This window comes from Kitasatospora sp. NBC_00039 (assembly GCF_045160625.1).
Taxonomy (GTDB): domain Bacteria; phylum Actinomycetota; class Actinomycetes; order Streptomycetales; family Streptomycetaceae; genus Kitasatospora.
Genome location: NZ_CP108290.1, coordinates 794,269 through 808,353, shown reverse-complemented (window position 1 = coordinate 808,353; position 14,085 = coordinate 794,269). Strand labels below are relative to the sequence as shown.

At 69.0% G+C, this 14,085-nt stretch carries 14 protein-coding genes and 4 pseudogenes; 10 read left to right on the top strand and 8 right to left on the bottom strand.

What is annotated here, in order from left to right; genetic code table 11:
• Nucleotides 1–218: 218 nt before the first annotated feature.
• The gene (locus tag OG286_RS39740; protein WP_396325319.1) at nt 219–953 is read left to right on the top strand and encodes an IS5 family transposase; all 735 of its coding nucleotides are present in this window, start codon (nt 219–221) and stop codon (nt 951–953) included.
• Nucleotides 954–1,200: 247 nt separating this feature from the next.
• On the top strand, nt 1,201–2,142 hold the full coding sequence (locus OG286_RS39735; protein WP_331742493.1) for a replication-relaxation family protein: 942 nt from the start codon (nt 1,201–1,203) through the stop codon (nt 2,140–2,142).
• A 59-nt stretch (nt 2,143–2,201) separates the two neighbouring features.
• Here OG286_RS39735 and OG286_RS39730 read toward each other — a convergent pair whose 3' ends face one another.
• Entirely contained in the window at nt 2,202–2,732 is a 531-nt protein-coding gene (locus OG286_RS39730; protein WP_331742491.1) for a YrhB domain-containing protein, read from the bottom strand.
• 333 nt (nt 2,733–3,065) lie between these two features.
• Here OG286_RS39730 and OG286_RS39725 point away from each other — a divergent pair.
• Nucleotides 3,066–3,323 (top strand): annotated as a pseudogene (locus OG286_RS39725) (helicase associated domain-containing protein); the annotation flags it as partial.
• Between the two features lie 21 nt (nt 3,324–3,344).
• Nucleotides 3,345–4,079: a helicase associated domain-containing protein gene (locus tag OG286_RS39720; protein ID WP_396325318.1), complete on the top strand. Its 735-nt coding sequence runs from the start codon at nt 3,345–3,347 to the stop codon at nt 4,077–4,079.
• Nucleotides 4,080–4,299: 220 nt separating this feature from the next.
• On the opposite strand, the gene OG286_RS39715 is transcribed toward OG286_RS39720, so the two are convergent.
• Together OG286_RS39715 and OG286_RS39710 are read right to left on the bottom strand one after the other, a co-directional pair.
• A complete protein-coding gene (locus OG286_RS39715) occupies nt 4,300–4,740 on the bottom strand; it encodes a glutaredoxin domain-containing protein (RefSeq protein WP_331742489.1) in 441 nt (146 codons plus the stop codon).
• A gap of 529 nt (nt 4,741–5,269) precedes the next feature.
• A complete protein-coding gene (locus OG286_RS39710; RefSeq protein ID WP_331742487.1) occupies nt 5,270–6,073 on the bottom strand; it encodes a hypothetical protein in 804 nt (267 codons plus the stop codon).
• A gap of 172 nt (nt 6,074–6,245) precedes the next feature.
• On the opposite strand from OG286_RS39710, the gene OG286_RS39705 reads away from it, so the two are divergent.
• Together OG286_RS39705 and OG286_RS39700 are read left to right on the top strand one after the other, a co-directional pair.
• A complete protein-coding gene (locus tag OG286_RS39705; protein WP_331742485.1) occupies nt 6,246–6,542 on the top strand; it encodes a hypothetical protein in 297 nt (98 codons plus the stop codon).
• Nucleotides 6,539–6,868 carry a hypothetical protein gene (locus tag OG286_RS39700; protein ID WP_331742483.1) on the top strand — a complete coding sequence of 110 codons (330 nt, stop codon included), beginning with the start codon at nt 6,539–6,541 and terminating at the stop codon, nt 6,866–6,868. The genes OG286_RS39705 and OG286_RS39700 overlap by 4 nt, the downstream gene beginning before the upstream one ends.
• Before the next feature lie 64 nt (nt 6,869–6,932).
• On the opposite strand, the gene OG286_RS39695 is transcribed toward OG286_RS39700, so the two are convergent.
• Nucleotides 6,933–7,319 carry a transposase gene (locus tag OG286_RS39695; protein WP_331742481.1) on the bottom strand — a complete coding sequence of 129 codons (387 nt, stop codon included), beginning with the start codon at nt 7,317–7,319 and terminating at the stop codon, nt 6,933–6,935.
• Nucleotides 7,320–7,478: 159 nt separating this feature from the next.
• Between OG286_RS39695 and OG286_RS39690 the strand changes: the two are divergent.
• Nucleotides 7,479–7,784 (top strand): annotated as a pseudogene (locus OG286_RS39690) (transposase); the annotation flags it as partial.
• Nucleotides 7,785–7,786: 2 nt separating this feature from the next.
• On the opposite strand, the pseudogene OG286_RS39685 reads toward OG286_RS39690, so the two are convergent.
• A pseudogene (locus OG286_RS39685) lies at nt 7,787–8,110 on the bottom strand (IS5/IS1182 family transposase); the annotation flags it as partial.
• Between the two features lie 328 nt (nt 8,111–8,438).
• Between OG286_RS39685 and OG286_RS39680 the strand changes: the two are divergent.
• Nucleotides 8,439–9,701 (top strand): IS110 family transposase, encoded by a 1,263-nt coding sequence (locus tag OG286_RS39680; RefSeq protein WP_331742479.1) that lies wholly within the window; start codon nt 8,439–8,441, stop codon nt 9,699–9,701.
• 20 nt (nt 9,702–9,721) lie between these two features.
• Here OG286_RS39680 and OG286_RS39675 read toward each other — a convergent pair.
• Nucleotides 9,722–10,423: pseudogene (locus OG286_RS39675) on the bottom strand (IS5 family transposase); the annotation flags it as partial.
• Between the two features lie 241 nt (nt 10,424–10,664).
• Between OG286_RS39675 and OG286_RS39670 the strand changes: the two are divergent.
• Together OG286_RS39670 and OG286_RS39665 are read left to right on the top strand one after the other, a co-directional pair.
• On the top strand, nt 10,665–11,204 hold the full coding sequence (locus tag OG286_RS39670; protein ID WP_331742477.1) for a winged helix-turn-helix domain-containing protein: 540 nt from the start codon (nt 10,665–10,667) through the stop codon (nt 11,202–11,204).
• Nucleotides 11,129–11,728 carry a transposase gene (locus OG286_RS39665; protein ID WP_331742475.1) on the top strand — a complete coding sequence of 200 codons (600 nt, stop codon included), beginning with the start codon at nt 11,129–11,131 and terminating at the stop codon, nt 11,726–11,728. Before OG286_RS39670 ends, OG286_RS39665 begins: the two co-directional genes overlap by 76 nt.
• Nucleotides 11,729–11,843: 115 nt before the next feature.
• On the opposite strand, the gene OG286_RS39660 is transcribed toward OG286_RS39665, so the two are convergent.
• Nucleotides 11,844–12,380 (bottom strand): hypothetical protein, encoded by a 537-nt coding sequence (locus OG286_RS39660; protein WP_331742474.1) that lies wholly within the window; start codon nt 12,378–12,380, stop codon nt 11,844–11,846.
• A gap of 363 nt (nt 12,381–12,743) precedes the next feature.
• Nucleotides 12,744–14,048 (bottom strand): hypothetical protein, encoded by a 1,305-nt coding sequence (locus OG286_RS39655; protein ID WP_331742472.1) that lies wholly within the window; start codon nt 14,046–14,048, stop codon nt 12,744–12,746.
• Nucleotides 14,049–14,085 lie beyond the last annotated feature (37 nt).

Below are 14,085 nucleotides of genomic sequence, written 5' to 3'. Positions count from 1 at the left end.
GCACCGGGGCCAGCAGCGCCGGCACCGTCGAGGTCCACCTCACCACGGCCGCGCTGCAGCGCCTCGCCGCCCTAACCCGCACCCAACCCGGCGACCTCGCCCGCGCCCTGCCGAACCTGACCCGCCATCCCACGCCCGGGCACCACTCCCCCGCCATCGGGCCGGTAGCCGGCCAGGCGCCGGCACCCTACGCAGCCGCCACCGCCGCCTGGCAGCCGCTGGAGAGAGGCGAGCAGCCCGGGTTGCGCGACGTGTTCAACGCGATCCTCTACGTCAACCGCACGGGAATCCCCTGGAAGTACCTACCGCACGACTTCCCGAACCACGGGACCGTCTACGCCTACTACGCCGCCTGGCGCGACGAGGGAATCTTTGCCCAGCTCAACTACGACCTGACCGGCCTGGCCCGCGTGAAGGAAGGACGCAACCCCGATCCGACAGCATCCGTCATCGACACCCAGAGCGTGAAGACCTCCACCAACGTGCCCCTGACCAGCCAGGGAACCGACGCAGCGAAGAAAATCGTCGGCCGGAAGCGCGGCATCCTCACCGACACCCTCGGGCTGATCCTTGCCGTGATCGTCACCGCCGCGAGCCTGTCCGAGAACGCCGTGGGAATACACCTCCTCAACCAGGCCAAGAAGACCTACCCGAGCATCTCCAAAAGCTGGGTCGACACCGGCTTCAAGAACGCCATGGTCGAGCACGGAGCCAGCCTAGGAATCGACGTCGAGGTCGTCCATCGAAAGTCCGACGTCCCCGGATTTCACGTAGTGAAAAGGCGGTGGGTGGTCGAACGAAGCCTGGGGTGGATCATGCTGCGACGGCGCCTCGCCCGCGACTACGAGACCCTGCCGACCAGCTCCGAAGCCGTGATCCACATCGCCTCGATCGACAACCTCACCAAGCGCATAACGGACGAGACCACATCAACCTGGCGAGGGACTTACTAGGGCATAAAGGGCAATCCATTCACATCAAACGCCCTCACAGACAACCCACGATTCCCGCCCCATCACCCATACCCGCAGGCCAGAACCCCGCACAGCGATCCCACCCAACAGAAACCGATTCAAGAAACCACGCGCCAACCCTCTGAAGGAGGCTGACACCGTCCCCGCTACAACCACAACACCCCACGTCACAGGTGAAAGCCACAACCGAAATGGCGACCCGTCGCAGGCGGAGATCACCTGGGCAGTGCTCGCCGCCCTGTTCCAGTTCCGGATCGCCACTGCCGAGCAGCTGCGGCGGCTGCGCGACCAGGGCCTGGTGGCCGAGCTGGTGCTGCCGCAGTCCGGGCGGGCCAAGGGCTGGTTCCTGGCCGAGCACGGCGCCCGGATCGCCGGCGCCTTCCCCGAACTGGCCGGCATCCCCGCTCCGCGGCTGCCGGGTGACGAGACGGCGTTCAAGTACACGCTGTGGCACCAGCCGGCGGTCCTGCGCACGCACCTGGCGTTCCTGGACGATGCCCGGGCCCGCGGGGACGGGTACGGGCCGTTCGACTTCATCCCGGAGGTCACCCACCGCTTCGCCGAGGGCCGCGAGGGCCGCGAGGGCACGGTGTGCCCCGACAGGCTGCTCTACTACGGCGTCCCCGCCCCGGAGAGCACGGTGCGGCTGCGGGCGTTCGTGGAGGTCGACCGGGGCACAATGGGCGCCGAGCGGCTGGCGTCCAAGCTCAACGCCTACGCCCGCTACTGGTCGACGAAGATGCTCCCGGCCGGGATGCGGGCGGGCACCATCGAGGCCGAGCAGGGCGGCCGGGTGCCGCTGTGGGAACGCCGCTATACCCGCTTCCCCAGGCTGCTGTTCGTCCTCACCGGCACCGGCCAGACCGGCTTCCACAACCGCGTCGGCCAGCTCCAGCTGCACGCCGGCGACCGGCACGTTGCCAAGATGCCCGCCACCGTCCCGGCCGCCGCCGCCAGCCTGGCCGACCTCGAAGAGCACGGACCCGGCGGCGCCGTCTGGTACCCGCTCACCGACCACGACGCCGAACCCCGGGGCTTCCACGAGCTGACCGTCCCCGGCCGCGCCCACCGACCCGACGTTCTCACCTTGATGGCCGCCCCGAGCGCATGGCGTGACGGAAGCGATACCTGGCCCCCGGCAGGGCCAGTTGGCCACAGCGCCACTTGAAGCGGAGCCCCAATCAAGGCTGCCCCGCCTGGCGGGACCCCGACCGGGCAGCAGGACTGCTACCGGACCGGACCGGCCAGCGTCTCGATCGGGCCCAGGTCGGGATTGGGCTTGCGGGTGATGCTCGCCAGCTCCTCAGGCGGTTCACTCCCGTCCCTGACGATCGTCACGTAGGCCTTCGCCTCCTGCAGGCTCATCCGCGGAGCCTGCCTGCGCAGGTGCTGCATGGCGGCGGCGGTCCCGACGGAGTTTGCGAGGTGCCGGACGTCCGCGAGGAGTGGGTCGGGCACCCTGATGCCCTTGACCTGCCAGAGATAGTCCTCCTCCCAGCCATCGGTCAAGCGGCTGCCGGGAACGAAGTGGATGCTCCCGTCCTCCCGGTCGACCAGTAAAGGGCCACCGAGGAGGTTCCCGCGCAGAGCAGGGTTGCGGGCGCCCTCCGCCGAGGTCCAGTAAGCAAGCCACCCGACCGACCGCTCCTCGACCGCGTAGACGGCCAGCTCCGGGACCAGCCTCGCCCAACCCCAGGTCGGCCGCTCCCGCGCCAGCAAGGACTCGACCAGCTCGACCGCTCGTTCCTTGGAAATCATGCTCCCCATCCTTCACTCCGAGTCAACCGGTTTCGGCACACCCGGTCGTCAATCCGGCGCCGTCCGGCACTCGGCGCGGGAGGCCAACCATGGCTGCCGGGACTGGCCAACTACCGCTCCAAACCGGATCACCACCTGCACAAGGCCGTCCAACCAGAGGCCAACAAGCGGTACCGGTCACACATGGGGCGGCCATCAAGACACCTCACGGTGTGACGCCGTCAAGTCGATGTCCGGATAGCACATGGGGCGGTCGAACAGAGCGGACCTTCGTGGGCCAGAATCGCCGCATGGTGATGGCGCGGCACTGGTACTCGTCGGTTCACGCTGCCGGTGCGGTTCCAGACGCCGGTGGATGAGAACGTGCTCGCGCTGTTCATCGCCTCGCGGGTCCTGGTCGGTGAGACGCAGTTGTGGCGTGAGGGGATCGGGCATGCGCGGCGGTGGTTCGAGGAGACCGGCGGACTTGACGTTCCCTATTCGGCGCTTGTCGGGGAGAACGGGAATTACCCCCTCGGAAAGTGGCTGTCGGACCGGCGCAGTGAGAATGCGAATGGTGAGCTGGCGTCATACCGGGTCGGGATGCTGGACGCGCTCGGGATGATCTGGTCCGTGTCGGATGCCCGGTTCGAGGCCGGGTTGGACTGGGCGCGGGTCTGGGCGAAGGGCCACGGCGGGTCGCTGGCGGCGCCGGCGCGGGCGTCGGTCGGCGGGTACGCGATCGGGACGTGGCTCTCGGAGCTGCGGGCCTCCGCGCAGGTGTCGGCCGGGGAGCAGGGCGCGCTGTCGCCGGAGCGGCGTCGGGCGCTGGAGGAGATCGACCCGTGGTGGTGCCCGGCCTGGCCGATCGTCTGGCAGCGCACGTACGCGGTCGCCAGGTCGTGGTGGCTGGAGTTGGATGACGTCGTCGACTGGACCACCCTGCCCCTGGACACGGTGTACGAGGGTGAGCAGCTCGGCCGGTGGGTGCAGGCGCAGCGAGCCGGCTGGCCCGGCCTGGAGGAGGACCAGCGGGACCTGCTGTCGGTGATCGGCATCGAGGAGGACCAGGAGCTGGTGGCCGCCAAGGCCGCCGCCGAGGCAAAGCCGACGGTCTCCCGCGGCGACCGGTTCCAGCAGGGCCTGGCGGCGCTGGCGGCCTTCGTCGAGCGGGAGCGGCATCCCCGGGTGCCCCGCCCGCACAAGGAGCCGGTGGAAACCGTAGAGGCTGGCCCCGGAGGTGAGGAGCAGGTGGTGGTGTCGCACTTCGCGCTCGGCACCTGGCTCAACAACCAGAAGGCCCGCCGGGCGAAGCTGACGCCGGGCCAGCTCGTGCAGCTCGCCGAGCACGGCGTGGAGTGGGCGTAGCGGCGGCGTTGGGATTCCCGGGACATTCACGTGATTCCCGTGCACCGACGACGTCGGCAGGTCAGGGCCGGTTGGGCCTCCATCGTGGATGGAGGCCCGACCGGGAACACCGGCTCGACGCCCCCGACGGATGAACCGGACGATTCCCGCCGAACTCACGAGATGCGCCGGTCAGAGGCCGTTCAAGCCTCGGCGCAGTGGTAGGAACTCACACCGCTGCCTACCGCAGGGATTGGCCGAGCTGTCCGCGCACCCACTGCGGATCGGGGTTGACGTAGGCCTGGCCCGCCACCACGACGGTGGGCACGGTCTCGTTGCCGTCGTTGGCCGCTCTCACCTTCGCCGCCCCGTCCGGGTCGCTCCAGATGTCGACCCAGTACACCTGGCGGGCACTGCGGCCCAACCGGATCCGCAGGCGCAGGCAGTACTTGCAGCCCGCCCGCCAGTAGACGATCGGCCGGCCGTCGACCACGCTGCGGCGTTGTGCCTCGACCGCCCCGATCGACCGGGGGAAGGCCAGCGGCGAGTACAGCCCGGCGAGCAGACCGAACATCAGCAACATGGCGACGGCAACGCCGGGAGACCCCTTGACGGCCAGTGTGGCCGCAAGGAGTGAGCCACTGGAGGCTAACGATATGGGCAGGATCCAGGCGCGCATCATAGTGGCGCAGACTACCGGTTGTGCTGAACGCCTACCCAGACGAGCGCCCGGCGGTGCCCGGATGTGGTGACCTTCTGGCCGATCGCTGCCTGGGCCTCGGTCGGCGCGCAGCGACCGCGGCCGGCCCCGCCGGACGCCCGGCCGCCAGCCCCAGAAGGAGAAAGGCACAGCGCAGCGTCGTCCAGGCCGACTGGAGCCATGCGGTGTGTCATGCCGTCATCGTCGGCCCGGCTGAACGTTGCCGACGGCGGTCAGTGTCGACCCGCCGTGGTACTTCACCCGCCCAGCAGATGCCGTGGACGCTTGCTCGACCCGGGCCTTCCGGGTGAGGGCGCCGGCCTGGCCGTGGGCATCGGGGAGCAGCAGTGCTTCGGAGAGCCGGGGCTTCTGGGACGAGCGCAGTACAGAGGTTGTCGAGGGGGCGGGCGATCGCTTGAAGCCGATCTTGCCCTCAGTCAGTCGTGCTTGGGTCCGTGGTCCGGTCGCGCCGACGCTGCGTTGGGGCTGACGGAACCCCGGTCCGTGGTGCCTACAGGTCTGCGCGAAGCTGCATTACCACAGCGCCGAGCTCTGGCTCGGCGGTCAGGTCGAGCGGCAGCACATCTCCGGCTTGTCCTCGACGGTGCAACATCGCGCCTGGAGCAATGAGCAGCTCAGCGACTGGGTCGACATGCGGCCAGTCGACGTTGGTCATCCGCTCACGGGTGAATCGTCCGGCGTAGACGGCGGCCAGGTAGGACTCAGGGCTCGATGCCGCCGGGTCGCGCCGGACCACCAGTATGGTGACCGCCTTGAGGCTGGGGGCGACCGCAAGAGTTTCCCTCACTGTCGCCAGCACGGCGGAGGACAGCGCGGCTACGTACAGGGCGTTGCGCTCGGTCTTCGTTCGCTTGTGCAGCGTGGGGGCGCCGGACGGGGTCCTGGCTTGCTTGCGCTCCGGCACCACAGACGAGGGCGGGAACGCGATGACGACTGTCGCTTCGGCACCGGTGCAGTCGACCGGTGCCGCTGGGGACGTGTTGTCCTCGAATGCCACTTCCAAGGCCTCGATCACCGTCGTCGGGTCGCCGCTGGACAGGCGGGCCCACTCCGCTTCGGCGGTGGCCTGTGCTGCCGCATGCTCGTGGGCGAGGCGCGCCGTTTCCTCGTGGAGCGCTGCGGGTAGCCGTTCGTCGGCCTGTTTTCGCGCGGCGGACCGGGCTTGGTACCTCCACCAGGGGATGGCCTCTCGCGCTTGTTCCCGCAGTGTGCGACGCAGGGCGGTTGCATCAATCGGCGGCGGTGTCGGCAGCACCGGGGCGGCTGCGGGAGTGAACTCCTCCAGGTGTGTCAAGGGACAGTGAGATCTGGCTCTCCATCACTTTCCGTGATTCGACGGTCAGCTGTGCCTCAGCACCTGGCGGGCTGAGCGTTCAGCGTCGGAGCTGGCATGATCGCCGAGTGACAGATGTTCGCTTGCCCGCATTCCGGGGATCGGTGCGGTTTCGCTGCTGGAGTGGTTGCTGATGGCTTGGTGGTTCCGTCGACGGTCGGAGCCGGACGACGAGGTGGTGTCGGTCCGACTGCCAGCCGGCCACGAGGTCGAGCTGCCGCCCGACGAGGAGCTGGCCGAACTGACGGCCGGGGCGGAGCAGGGCGACGACGTGGCGATGGGCAACCTGGCGGCGGTCCTGCACCGGAAGGGCGACCGGGCCGGCGCGCTGCACTGGTGGGGCCGGGCTTGGGAAGCCGGGAACGTGGTGGCCGGCTTCAACCTGGGATGCAGCACGCGGCCGCTGGTGACGCGAACCGCGCGCAGGTGATCTGGGAGAAGGCCGCGGCGCTCGGCGATCCCGACGCCATGCTGGGCCTGGTCAAGCAGGCGCTCGACCGCGGCGATTCGGCGGGTGTCGAACGCTGGGCGCCGGTGATCCTCGCGCAGGACGAGGCGTTCCCGATCACCGCCCTGGGTGTGGCCTTCCGGGACCGCGGCGACCTGGCACGGGCCGTGCAGGCGTTCCTGCGGGCCGAGGAACTGGGCGACGGGTACGCGATGGAGTACCGAGCCCGGATCCTGGCGGCCCAGGGGCAGCACGAGGAGGCCGAGGCACTACGCGCACAGGCGGCGACAGCTGAGCGGATGCTCTGAGATGCAGCAGCGCGGCGAGCCGGCCCAGTGGACGCTCAACTCGCCAACTGAGCGCTCAGTCACATCAGCTCATGAGGAGAATTCGGCGTCTGAGAAGGCTGAAGCCGGCCCGGCCGTAGCCCGTTCTCTTGATCATCTTGATGCGGTTGACGTGGCCCTCGACAGCGCCTGAGCTCCAGTGTTCGGTGAGCCCGGCGGTCACGGCGGCGAGGTCCTTGCGCAGACCGGTGGCGAAGCTGGTGATCTCCTTTACGCCGCATGCTTCGGCTTGGGCGATCCACTCCATCAGGCGCCCACGCTCGCGCCTCCGCAGGATGAGAGCGAACGCCTGGGCCTGGCGGGCAGCGGTATCGATCTCGGGACATCGGGCCCGGACGCCCTTGATCTTCTGGTGATCGTCCTCGCTCAGCCGGGAGGGCCTACCGATGATCCACCGGACGATGTCCCGCACGGGCGGAGGGGGTTCGGGCCGCGGCAGCGGGCGACTGCCTGATTCGGCAAGAACTGAGTGGGCGTTAAGTCCGATCTTCCCCGGTTCGTGATCACTCGATCGTGGCAGTGATTGCTATGCGGGCAACTCGGTGGGCATGTCCATGCTGAGATGCGAGGTATGGAGAGAGAGCCGTACCCCAGTGACTTATCGGATGCACAGTGGGCGCTGATCGAGCCGATGATCACGGCCTGGAAGCAGGAGCGGGTGGCCCGGTCGGCGACCGGGGATCCGGGGTCCTGTGATCTGCGGGAGGTCGTGAACGCGATCTTCTACCAGAACCGGACGGGCTGTCAGTGGCGCTACCTGCCCCATGATCTCCCGGCCTGGTCGGCGGTGTTCTACTACTTCGGCCTGTGGCGCCAGGACGGGCTGGACCAGCGGATCCAGGAACTTCTGCGCTGCCAGGTTCGGGAGAAGGCGCGCCACTAGGGCGCGTATTTGGTTGTGATCAATAGGGGGAGCCGGGTGAGGTCCTTGATCCAGATCATCGAGGCGCGAAGGTGGAGACCGGCGAGGTAACTCTCGGGAGTCTTGTCGAACCGCGTGGCGATGCCTCGCCAGGCCTTCAGCTTGTTGATCAGGCGCTCGACGGTGTTCCGCTCCTTGTAGAGCTCGGCGTCGTGGCCGACGGGCCGGCCGCCCTTGCCGCCCCGCCTCTTCCGGTTGGCGGCCTGGTCCTTCTTCTCCGGGATCACTGCCTTGATACGGCGTTGGCGCAGGTGGGCGCGGTTGCCGCGGGACGAGTAGGCCTAATGGGAGGCGAAGGTAGGCGGGCTTGACCTTCATGGGCGCGAGCTGAGCCTTTGAGTATGCCCGAGCCTGAGAGCCCTGTTGACAAGACGAGGCCGACTCGCGCCCTTCAGGCTGGGCAGGAGTGTTCGTAGTCCGAGCCGGTTGCGCGGATCACCTCTCAGCTCTGCCTTGAGCTTTCAGCTCTGACGCGGACCGAGGGCCGTGTGCCTCGCTGGGGTTGCGAGCGGCTGGTGGGATGACGTGCCTTGAGCACTTCCATTAGGGAGCACGCGCACCCTGCACAGGCTCTGACCTGGGAAGAGAGTCGTCACGAAGGAGGGCCGGATGGAGATAACCGGGTTACCGACGCCAGTGTTCTGCGGGGTGGACTGGGCCGAAGATCACCACGACATCGCGCTGGTCGACGCTGGTGGACAGCAGCTCGCCAAGGTGCGGATCAGCGACGATGCCGCAGGGTTTGCCCAGCTCATGGCCCTGCTGGCCGAGCACGGTGACAACGAGGACACCCCGATCCCGGTAGCGATCGAGACGTCACGCGGACTGCTTGTCGCCTGCCTGCGGTCCACCGGCCGACCGGTCTTCGCGATCAATCCGCTGGCAGTCGCCCGCTACCGAGACCGCCACTCCGTCGCACGCAAGAAGTCAGACGCCGTCGACGCCGCGGCCCTGGCCAACATTCTGCGAACCGACATGGCCGCCCACCGCCCGCTGCCGGCGGACTCCGAGCTCGTCCAGGCCATCGCGGTGCTCGCCCGGGCCCAGCAAGACGCCGTCTGGGCCCGCGGCCAGGCCCACAACAAGCTTCGGTCCCAGCTCAGAGAGTTCTATCCGGCGATCCTCGACGCCTTCGCCCAGCACAAGCAAGGCCTGTGCTCGAGGGAGGCCCGCAGCATCCTGGCCGCAGCACCGACCCCCGCCATGGCCGCGAAGCTGACCCGGCGGCGTCTGCAGTCACTGCTCAAGCAGGCCGGCCGCGTCCGCGGCATCCAGGCCGAAGCCGAAAGGCTCCACGAGGTCTTCGGCCGCGACTACCTTCACCAGCTCCCGCAGGTCGAAGCGGCTCTCGGACATCAGACTTCCGCTCTGCTCAGGCAGCTGAACACCGCCTGCGACAACGCGGACCAGCTCGAAGAAGCCGTCACGCAGGCCTTCGAGGAGCATCCGGACGCGCCGGTCATCCGTAGCTTTCCGGGTCTCGCCGCACTGACCGGCGCCCGGGTCCTGGCGGAGATCGGCGACGACCGGACCCGCTTCGCCACCGCCGGATCGCTCAAGGCCTACGCGGGAAGCGCCCCGGTCACCAGAGCCAGCGGCAAGAGCTGCAAGGTCATGAGCCGGAAGGTCAAGAACCAGAGACTGGCCGCCGTCGGCTACGTCTGGGCTTTCGGCGCTCTCACCAGGTCGCCAGGCGCCAGAGCCCACTACGACCGCCGACGGGCAGCCGGCGACCGTCACGTCGCAGCACAGCGGAACCTCTTCAATCGGTTCATGGGCATGCTGTTCCACTGCCTCCAGAACGGTCACACCTATGACGAAGCAGTCGCCTTCCCAGAGGCATTCGCAGGGCCCAAAGCAGCAGCGGCTTGACGCTTATCCGCGTGGGATGTCTTGTCACCGGCGACCGCGTCGGGCCGGGTGCGGGGCCGGCCGACCGGCCCGCGGACCCGGACCTTCTTCAGTACGGGGATGAACTGGGGGCTGTCGGCGGCCTGCCCCTCGGTCAGGACGAACGCCAGCGGACGGCACTTGCGGTCACCGGCGACGTGGACCTTGCTGGTCTGCCCACCCCTGGAGCGTCCGAGCAGGGCGGCCTTCAGGCGGAGCTTGCGCCGGCGCCGGATGCGTCGCCGCTCCTCCCGTTCGGGGTCGTCCGTGGTGGCCTGCCCGTCTTGTCCCTCCGGTCCTCCCCCTTTGGCTGGCCTTCTCCGCCTCGTCGGCGGCCTTTTCCAGGACGGTGAGCGTGTCGGAGTCGAGGTGCATCCCGGCGGCGTCGTGGTGAGCCCGCACGGTGGTGGAATCCACACTGCCCAGCGACAGGTCCACCTCACCCCGCTTCGCGGCTTCCGCGATCACCCCTCCAGCAGGGCTTCGAAGACGCCGGCGTCCCTCCACTGCCGGAACCGGTTGGAGACGGTCGGCCAGGGACCGAACTCCTTCGGCATCTCCCGCCACTGCCCGCCCGTCCGGAACCGCCAGATCACGCCCTCGAACTGCTGTCGCAGCCGCTCCGGGTACGGGCCGTACTCGCCGATCGGCAGGTACGGCTCGATGAACTCCCACTCCGAGTCCGTCAGTTGCGCTCGCGTCACGCAAGAAGGCCTACCGGATCAGGACCCGCTGTGAGGGCGATTCCCGCAGATTGATCACAATCCGCCCTAATCGCCGACCTCGGCCGGCGAGACCGAGCTGTTCACCGGGAGCATCCTCCTGCGGCAACGGCACGGCGTGCATTTTGGCGTGCTGCTGTCGGATCGACGCTACTGAACTTGATTGGGTGATGTCGGAGCCGTTCGCCTGACGGCGGTCGGGCCGTTCCGGTAGCCCTGGACCGTGAGATACGCACAGGGCGGCGGGTTGACCGACGCCGGGAGGGCCGCGAGGGAGCGGGTCCGGCTGCAGGCCGTGGAACGCTTTGAGGGCGGGCAGAAGAATCAGGAGATCGCTACCGCGTTGCGGGTCAGCGAGCGGTCCGTGGAGCGGTGGCGGCGCCAGTGGCGCGAGCGCGGCGAGGCCGGGGTGCGGTCGAAGGGATCGCCGGGGCGTCCGAGGCTCAGTGAAGTGCAGATCGCCAGGCTGGAACGGGAGTTGGAGCGCGGTCCGTTGGTCCATGGGTGGGTCGACCAGCGCTGGACACTGGCACGGATCAAGACGCTGATCGGTCGCTTGTTCCACGTGAGCTACACGGTGGAGGGCACGTGGCGGCTGCTGAAGCGGCACGGCTGGTCCTGGCAACAGCCGGCCCGGCGGGCGATCGAGCGCGACGACGAGGCGGTCGAGGTCTGGAAGAAGGAGACGTGGCCGTTGGTAAGAGCACCGCGGCGGCGTGCGACGGCTGGAACGTCTTCGCGGACGAAGCCGGGCAGTCGTTGACGCCGCCGCGCGCGAGAAGCTGGGGACGCAAGGGCAGTACGCCGGTGATCCGGGTGCGTGGCCGAGGCTCGGGCCGGGTGTCCTTCGCCGGCCTGACCTGCTACAAACCGGGGAAGCGGTCCCGGATGTTCTACTCGGTCCGCGAGTATCGGGGCCGCAAGGGCGAGCCGAAGGGGATCGGCTGGCGCGACCTGCGCGACCTGCTGGTCAGGGCGCACATCCAGCTCGGCGGCCCGATCGTGCTGGTCTGGGACAACCTCCGCATGCACCTGGTCGAGCCACTGCGCGAGTTCTTCGCCGCCCATGCCGATTGGATCACCGTCTTCCAACTTCCGAACTACTCACCCGACTTGAACCCACAGGAGGGCATCTGGTCGCTGGTCAAGCGCGACATCGGCAACCTCGCCGCAGCCAACCTCGGTCAGATCACCCGGGCCGTGAAGCGCAGGCTCAAGCAGATCCAGTACCGCCCGGACCTGGTCGACGGCTGCCTGGCCGGCACCGGCCTGATCATGGACGGCTGACCGACATCACGCATTCAAGTTCAGTACCTGCGGCGGCCGGACACCCAAGGAAGGGCGCGCCCGGTGCCTGTGGCTCCTTCTGTGCCCGTCGCATCCGCCCAGGGGCGGAAGAACTTTAGGCGACGGAGTGGGTCACCGTTGCGGTGTAGGTGCCGTTCACCGCGCCGGCGGGGATCGCGACGACGAGGGTGGGGTTCCAGGTCGCCGAGTTGTTGCCGACGCCCGAGGTGAGGGTGTAGGCGGTGCGGCTGGTGTTGAGGGTCTGGGCCTGGCCCGCCGTGGCCTGGCCGGGGGTGAAGGTGCCTTGGCCGCTGGTGGAGGTGGCAGTTCCGGACCAGTAGGAGACCGCGCTGGTGGGGATCGTCTCGGAGGGGGTTCCGGCGCCGGTCGTGAAGCTGGTGGAGGTGACGGAGGCGGTCCAGGCGGCCGTGAGCAGAGCGCGGGTGTCGGTCACGGTGACATTGCCCAGCTGGCCGCTGACCGAGTTGCCGGGCAGCCCGCTTCCCAGACCCGCCGAGCCGGGCACGGTGATCGCCAGCGAACCAGCGGACACGGAGAACGTCACCGTCGTGTCACCGGGCGCGGCACTGGCCACTCCGGCGACGGCGACAACCATCGCGGCTCCTGCGGCCACGGAGTATCGGATACGCATGGATGGGTGCTCCCTCGTCGTCCAGGGCCGCAACGGACGGGCCTGTTCCTCTCCACCGGCACTCATATGATTATCCGTATCCGATTAGTGACTAAACGTTATGTCCTCCGTTCGGCCCGGCTTACGAGACCGCGCGCTCCCCACCGTCTCGGAGGCCGGCCGGGCCGGGTACCGGGCTGGCATCCCGCGGCCCGCCGCGCAGCCAGCCCGGCGCCGGGCCGCTCCCCCGGAGTTGCGTCCTCACGCTGAGGTGGGGAGTTGGCGGACTGCCGGGACATTGCCGCTCGGCTCGTGCCCGAGGCCTGGTCGTTGTCCGGGGGACGACCGGAAGCCGTACCGTTGACCTCCTCAGGGGTCGCGGTATCAGGCGACGGAGTGGGTGATGGTGCCGGTGTAGGTGCCGGTCGCCGCGGCGGCGGGGATGGCGATCACCACCGTGGGGCTCCAGCTGGTCGAGCTGTTCCCGTTGCCGCTGGAGCTGAAGGCTGCTCTGGGACTGTTGAGCGCCTGTTTGGCGGAGGCGTCGCTCTGGCCCGGCGTGGTGGTCACGGTGCCGTTCATGCTGTCCGCGGGCCCGGACCAGTACGAGACGTTCGAGGTGGTGATCGTCTCCGCGGGCGTCCCACCGCCGGTGGTGAAGTTCGTGGCGGACACCGTCGCCGTCCACGTGGTGGTGGCCAGTCCCCGCCCGTCTGAGACGGTGACCGCGCCGAGGGCCGCGGTGACGGTGCCGCCGGGCGCCGCGCCGCCGAGTGACGCGGTGGCCGGCAGGCTGATCGACAGTGTGCCCGTGTTCGGGATGACGCTGATCTGGGTGCTGTTGCTGCCGCTGGTCTCGACGGTGTCCACGACCGCGCGGGTGAAGCTGGCCTTGCCTCCGGAAGAGGCGCTCAGCTTGCCCGCGGCGGTGTAGACGGTGCCGCCGCCGGTGATCGACGTGCCGTTGCCCGAGACCGAGACCCCCGCGGTGTTGTTGCGGTCGGCGATGAACGAGAAACCGGCGAACGCCCCGGTGGTCGGCGCGCTGAGGGTGGTCTTGCCGCCGGTCTGGTCGAGGAAGAACGCGCCGGCGGTGAGCGTGCCGCAGACCGTCGGGTAGACCGGGCAGGCGAGGTAGATCGTCACCCCGGTGCCGTTCACCTTCCCGCCGGAGATCGTCATGCCGGTGGTGACGACGTACGTGCCGGGGTTGAGCGTGAGGGTGCCGCCCAGGTTCGTGATGCTGGTGTAGACCCCCGGGCTGATCGTCTGGTTCCCGGAGATGTGGTTGACGCTGGGGTACGGCGCGGCCGGTGTCGTGGGGCAGGCCGTGGCGGCCGGGCACTGGGGCAGCGCGGCGTACGGGTCGGTGACGGCGCTCTGGTTGGTCGGGGCGGGGCTGTACGAGCCGCCGCCGGAGGTGGCGAAGCCGGCCGGCGCGGCCGGGCCACCGATGGTGCCCCCGGTCGCGGTGACCGTGGTGGTACCGCTGACCAACGCCGCCTGACTGTTCGTCGAGTTGACCCGGATGTCACCGGTGACATGAATGCTGCCGGGGTGGGCGTACAGGGCGTTCGCGGCGCTCGCGTTCAGCACACACAGGCTCGCCGTACACGCGGTCGCGGCCCGCGCGACAGGGGACGGAGCGGCCACGACCCAGACCAGCATCGACGCAAGAGCGAGCACCACGGACCAGACCGGGCGGGACGAGCAGTACCGCACACGT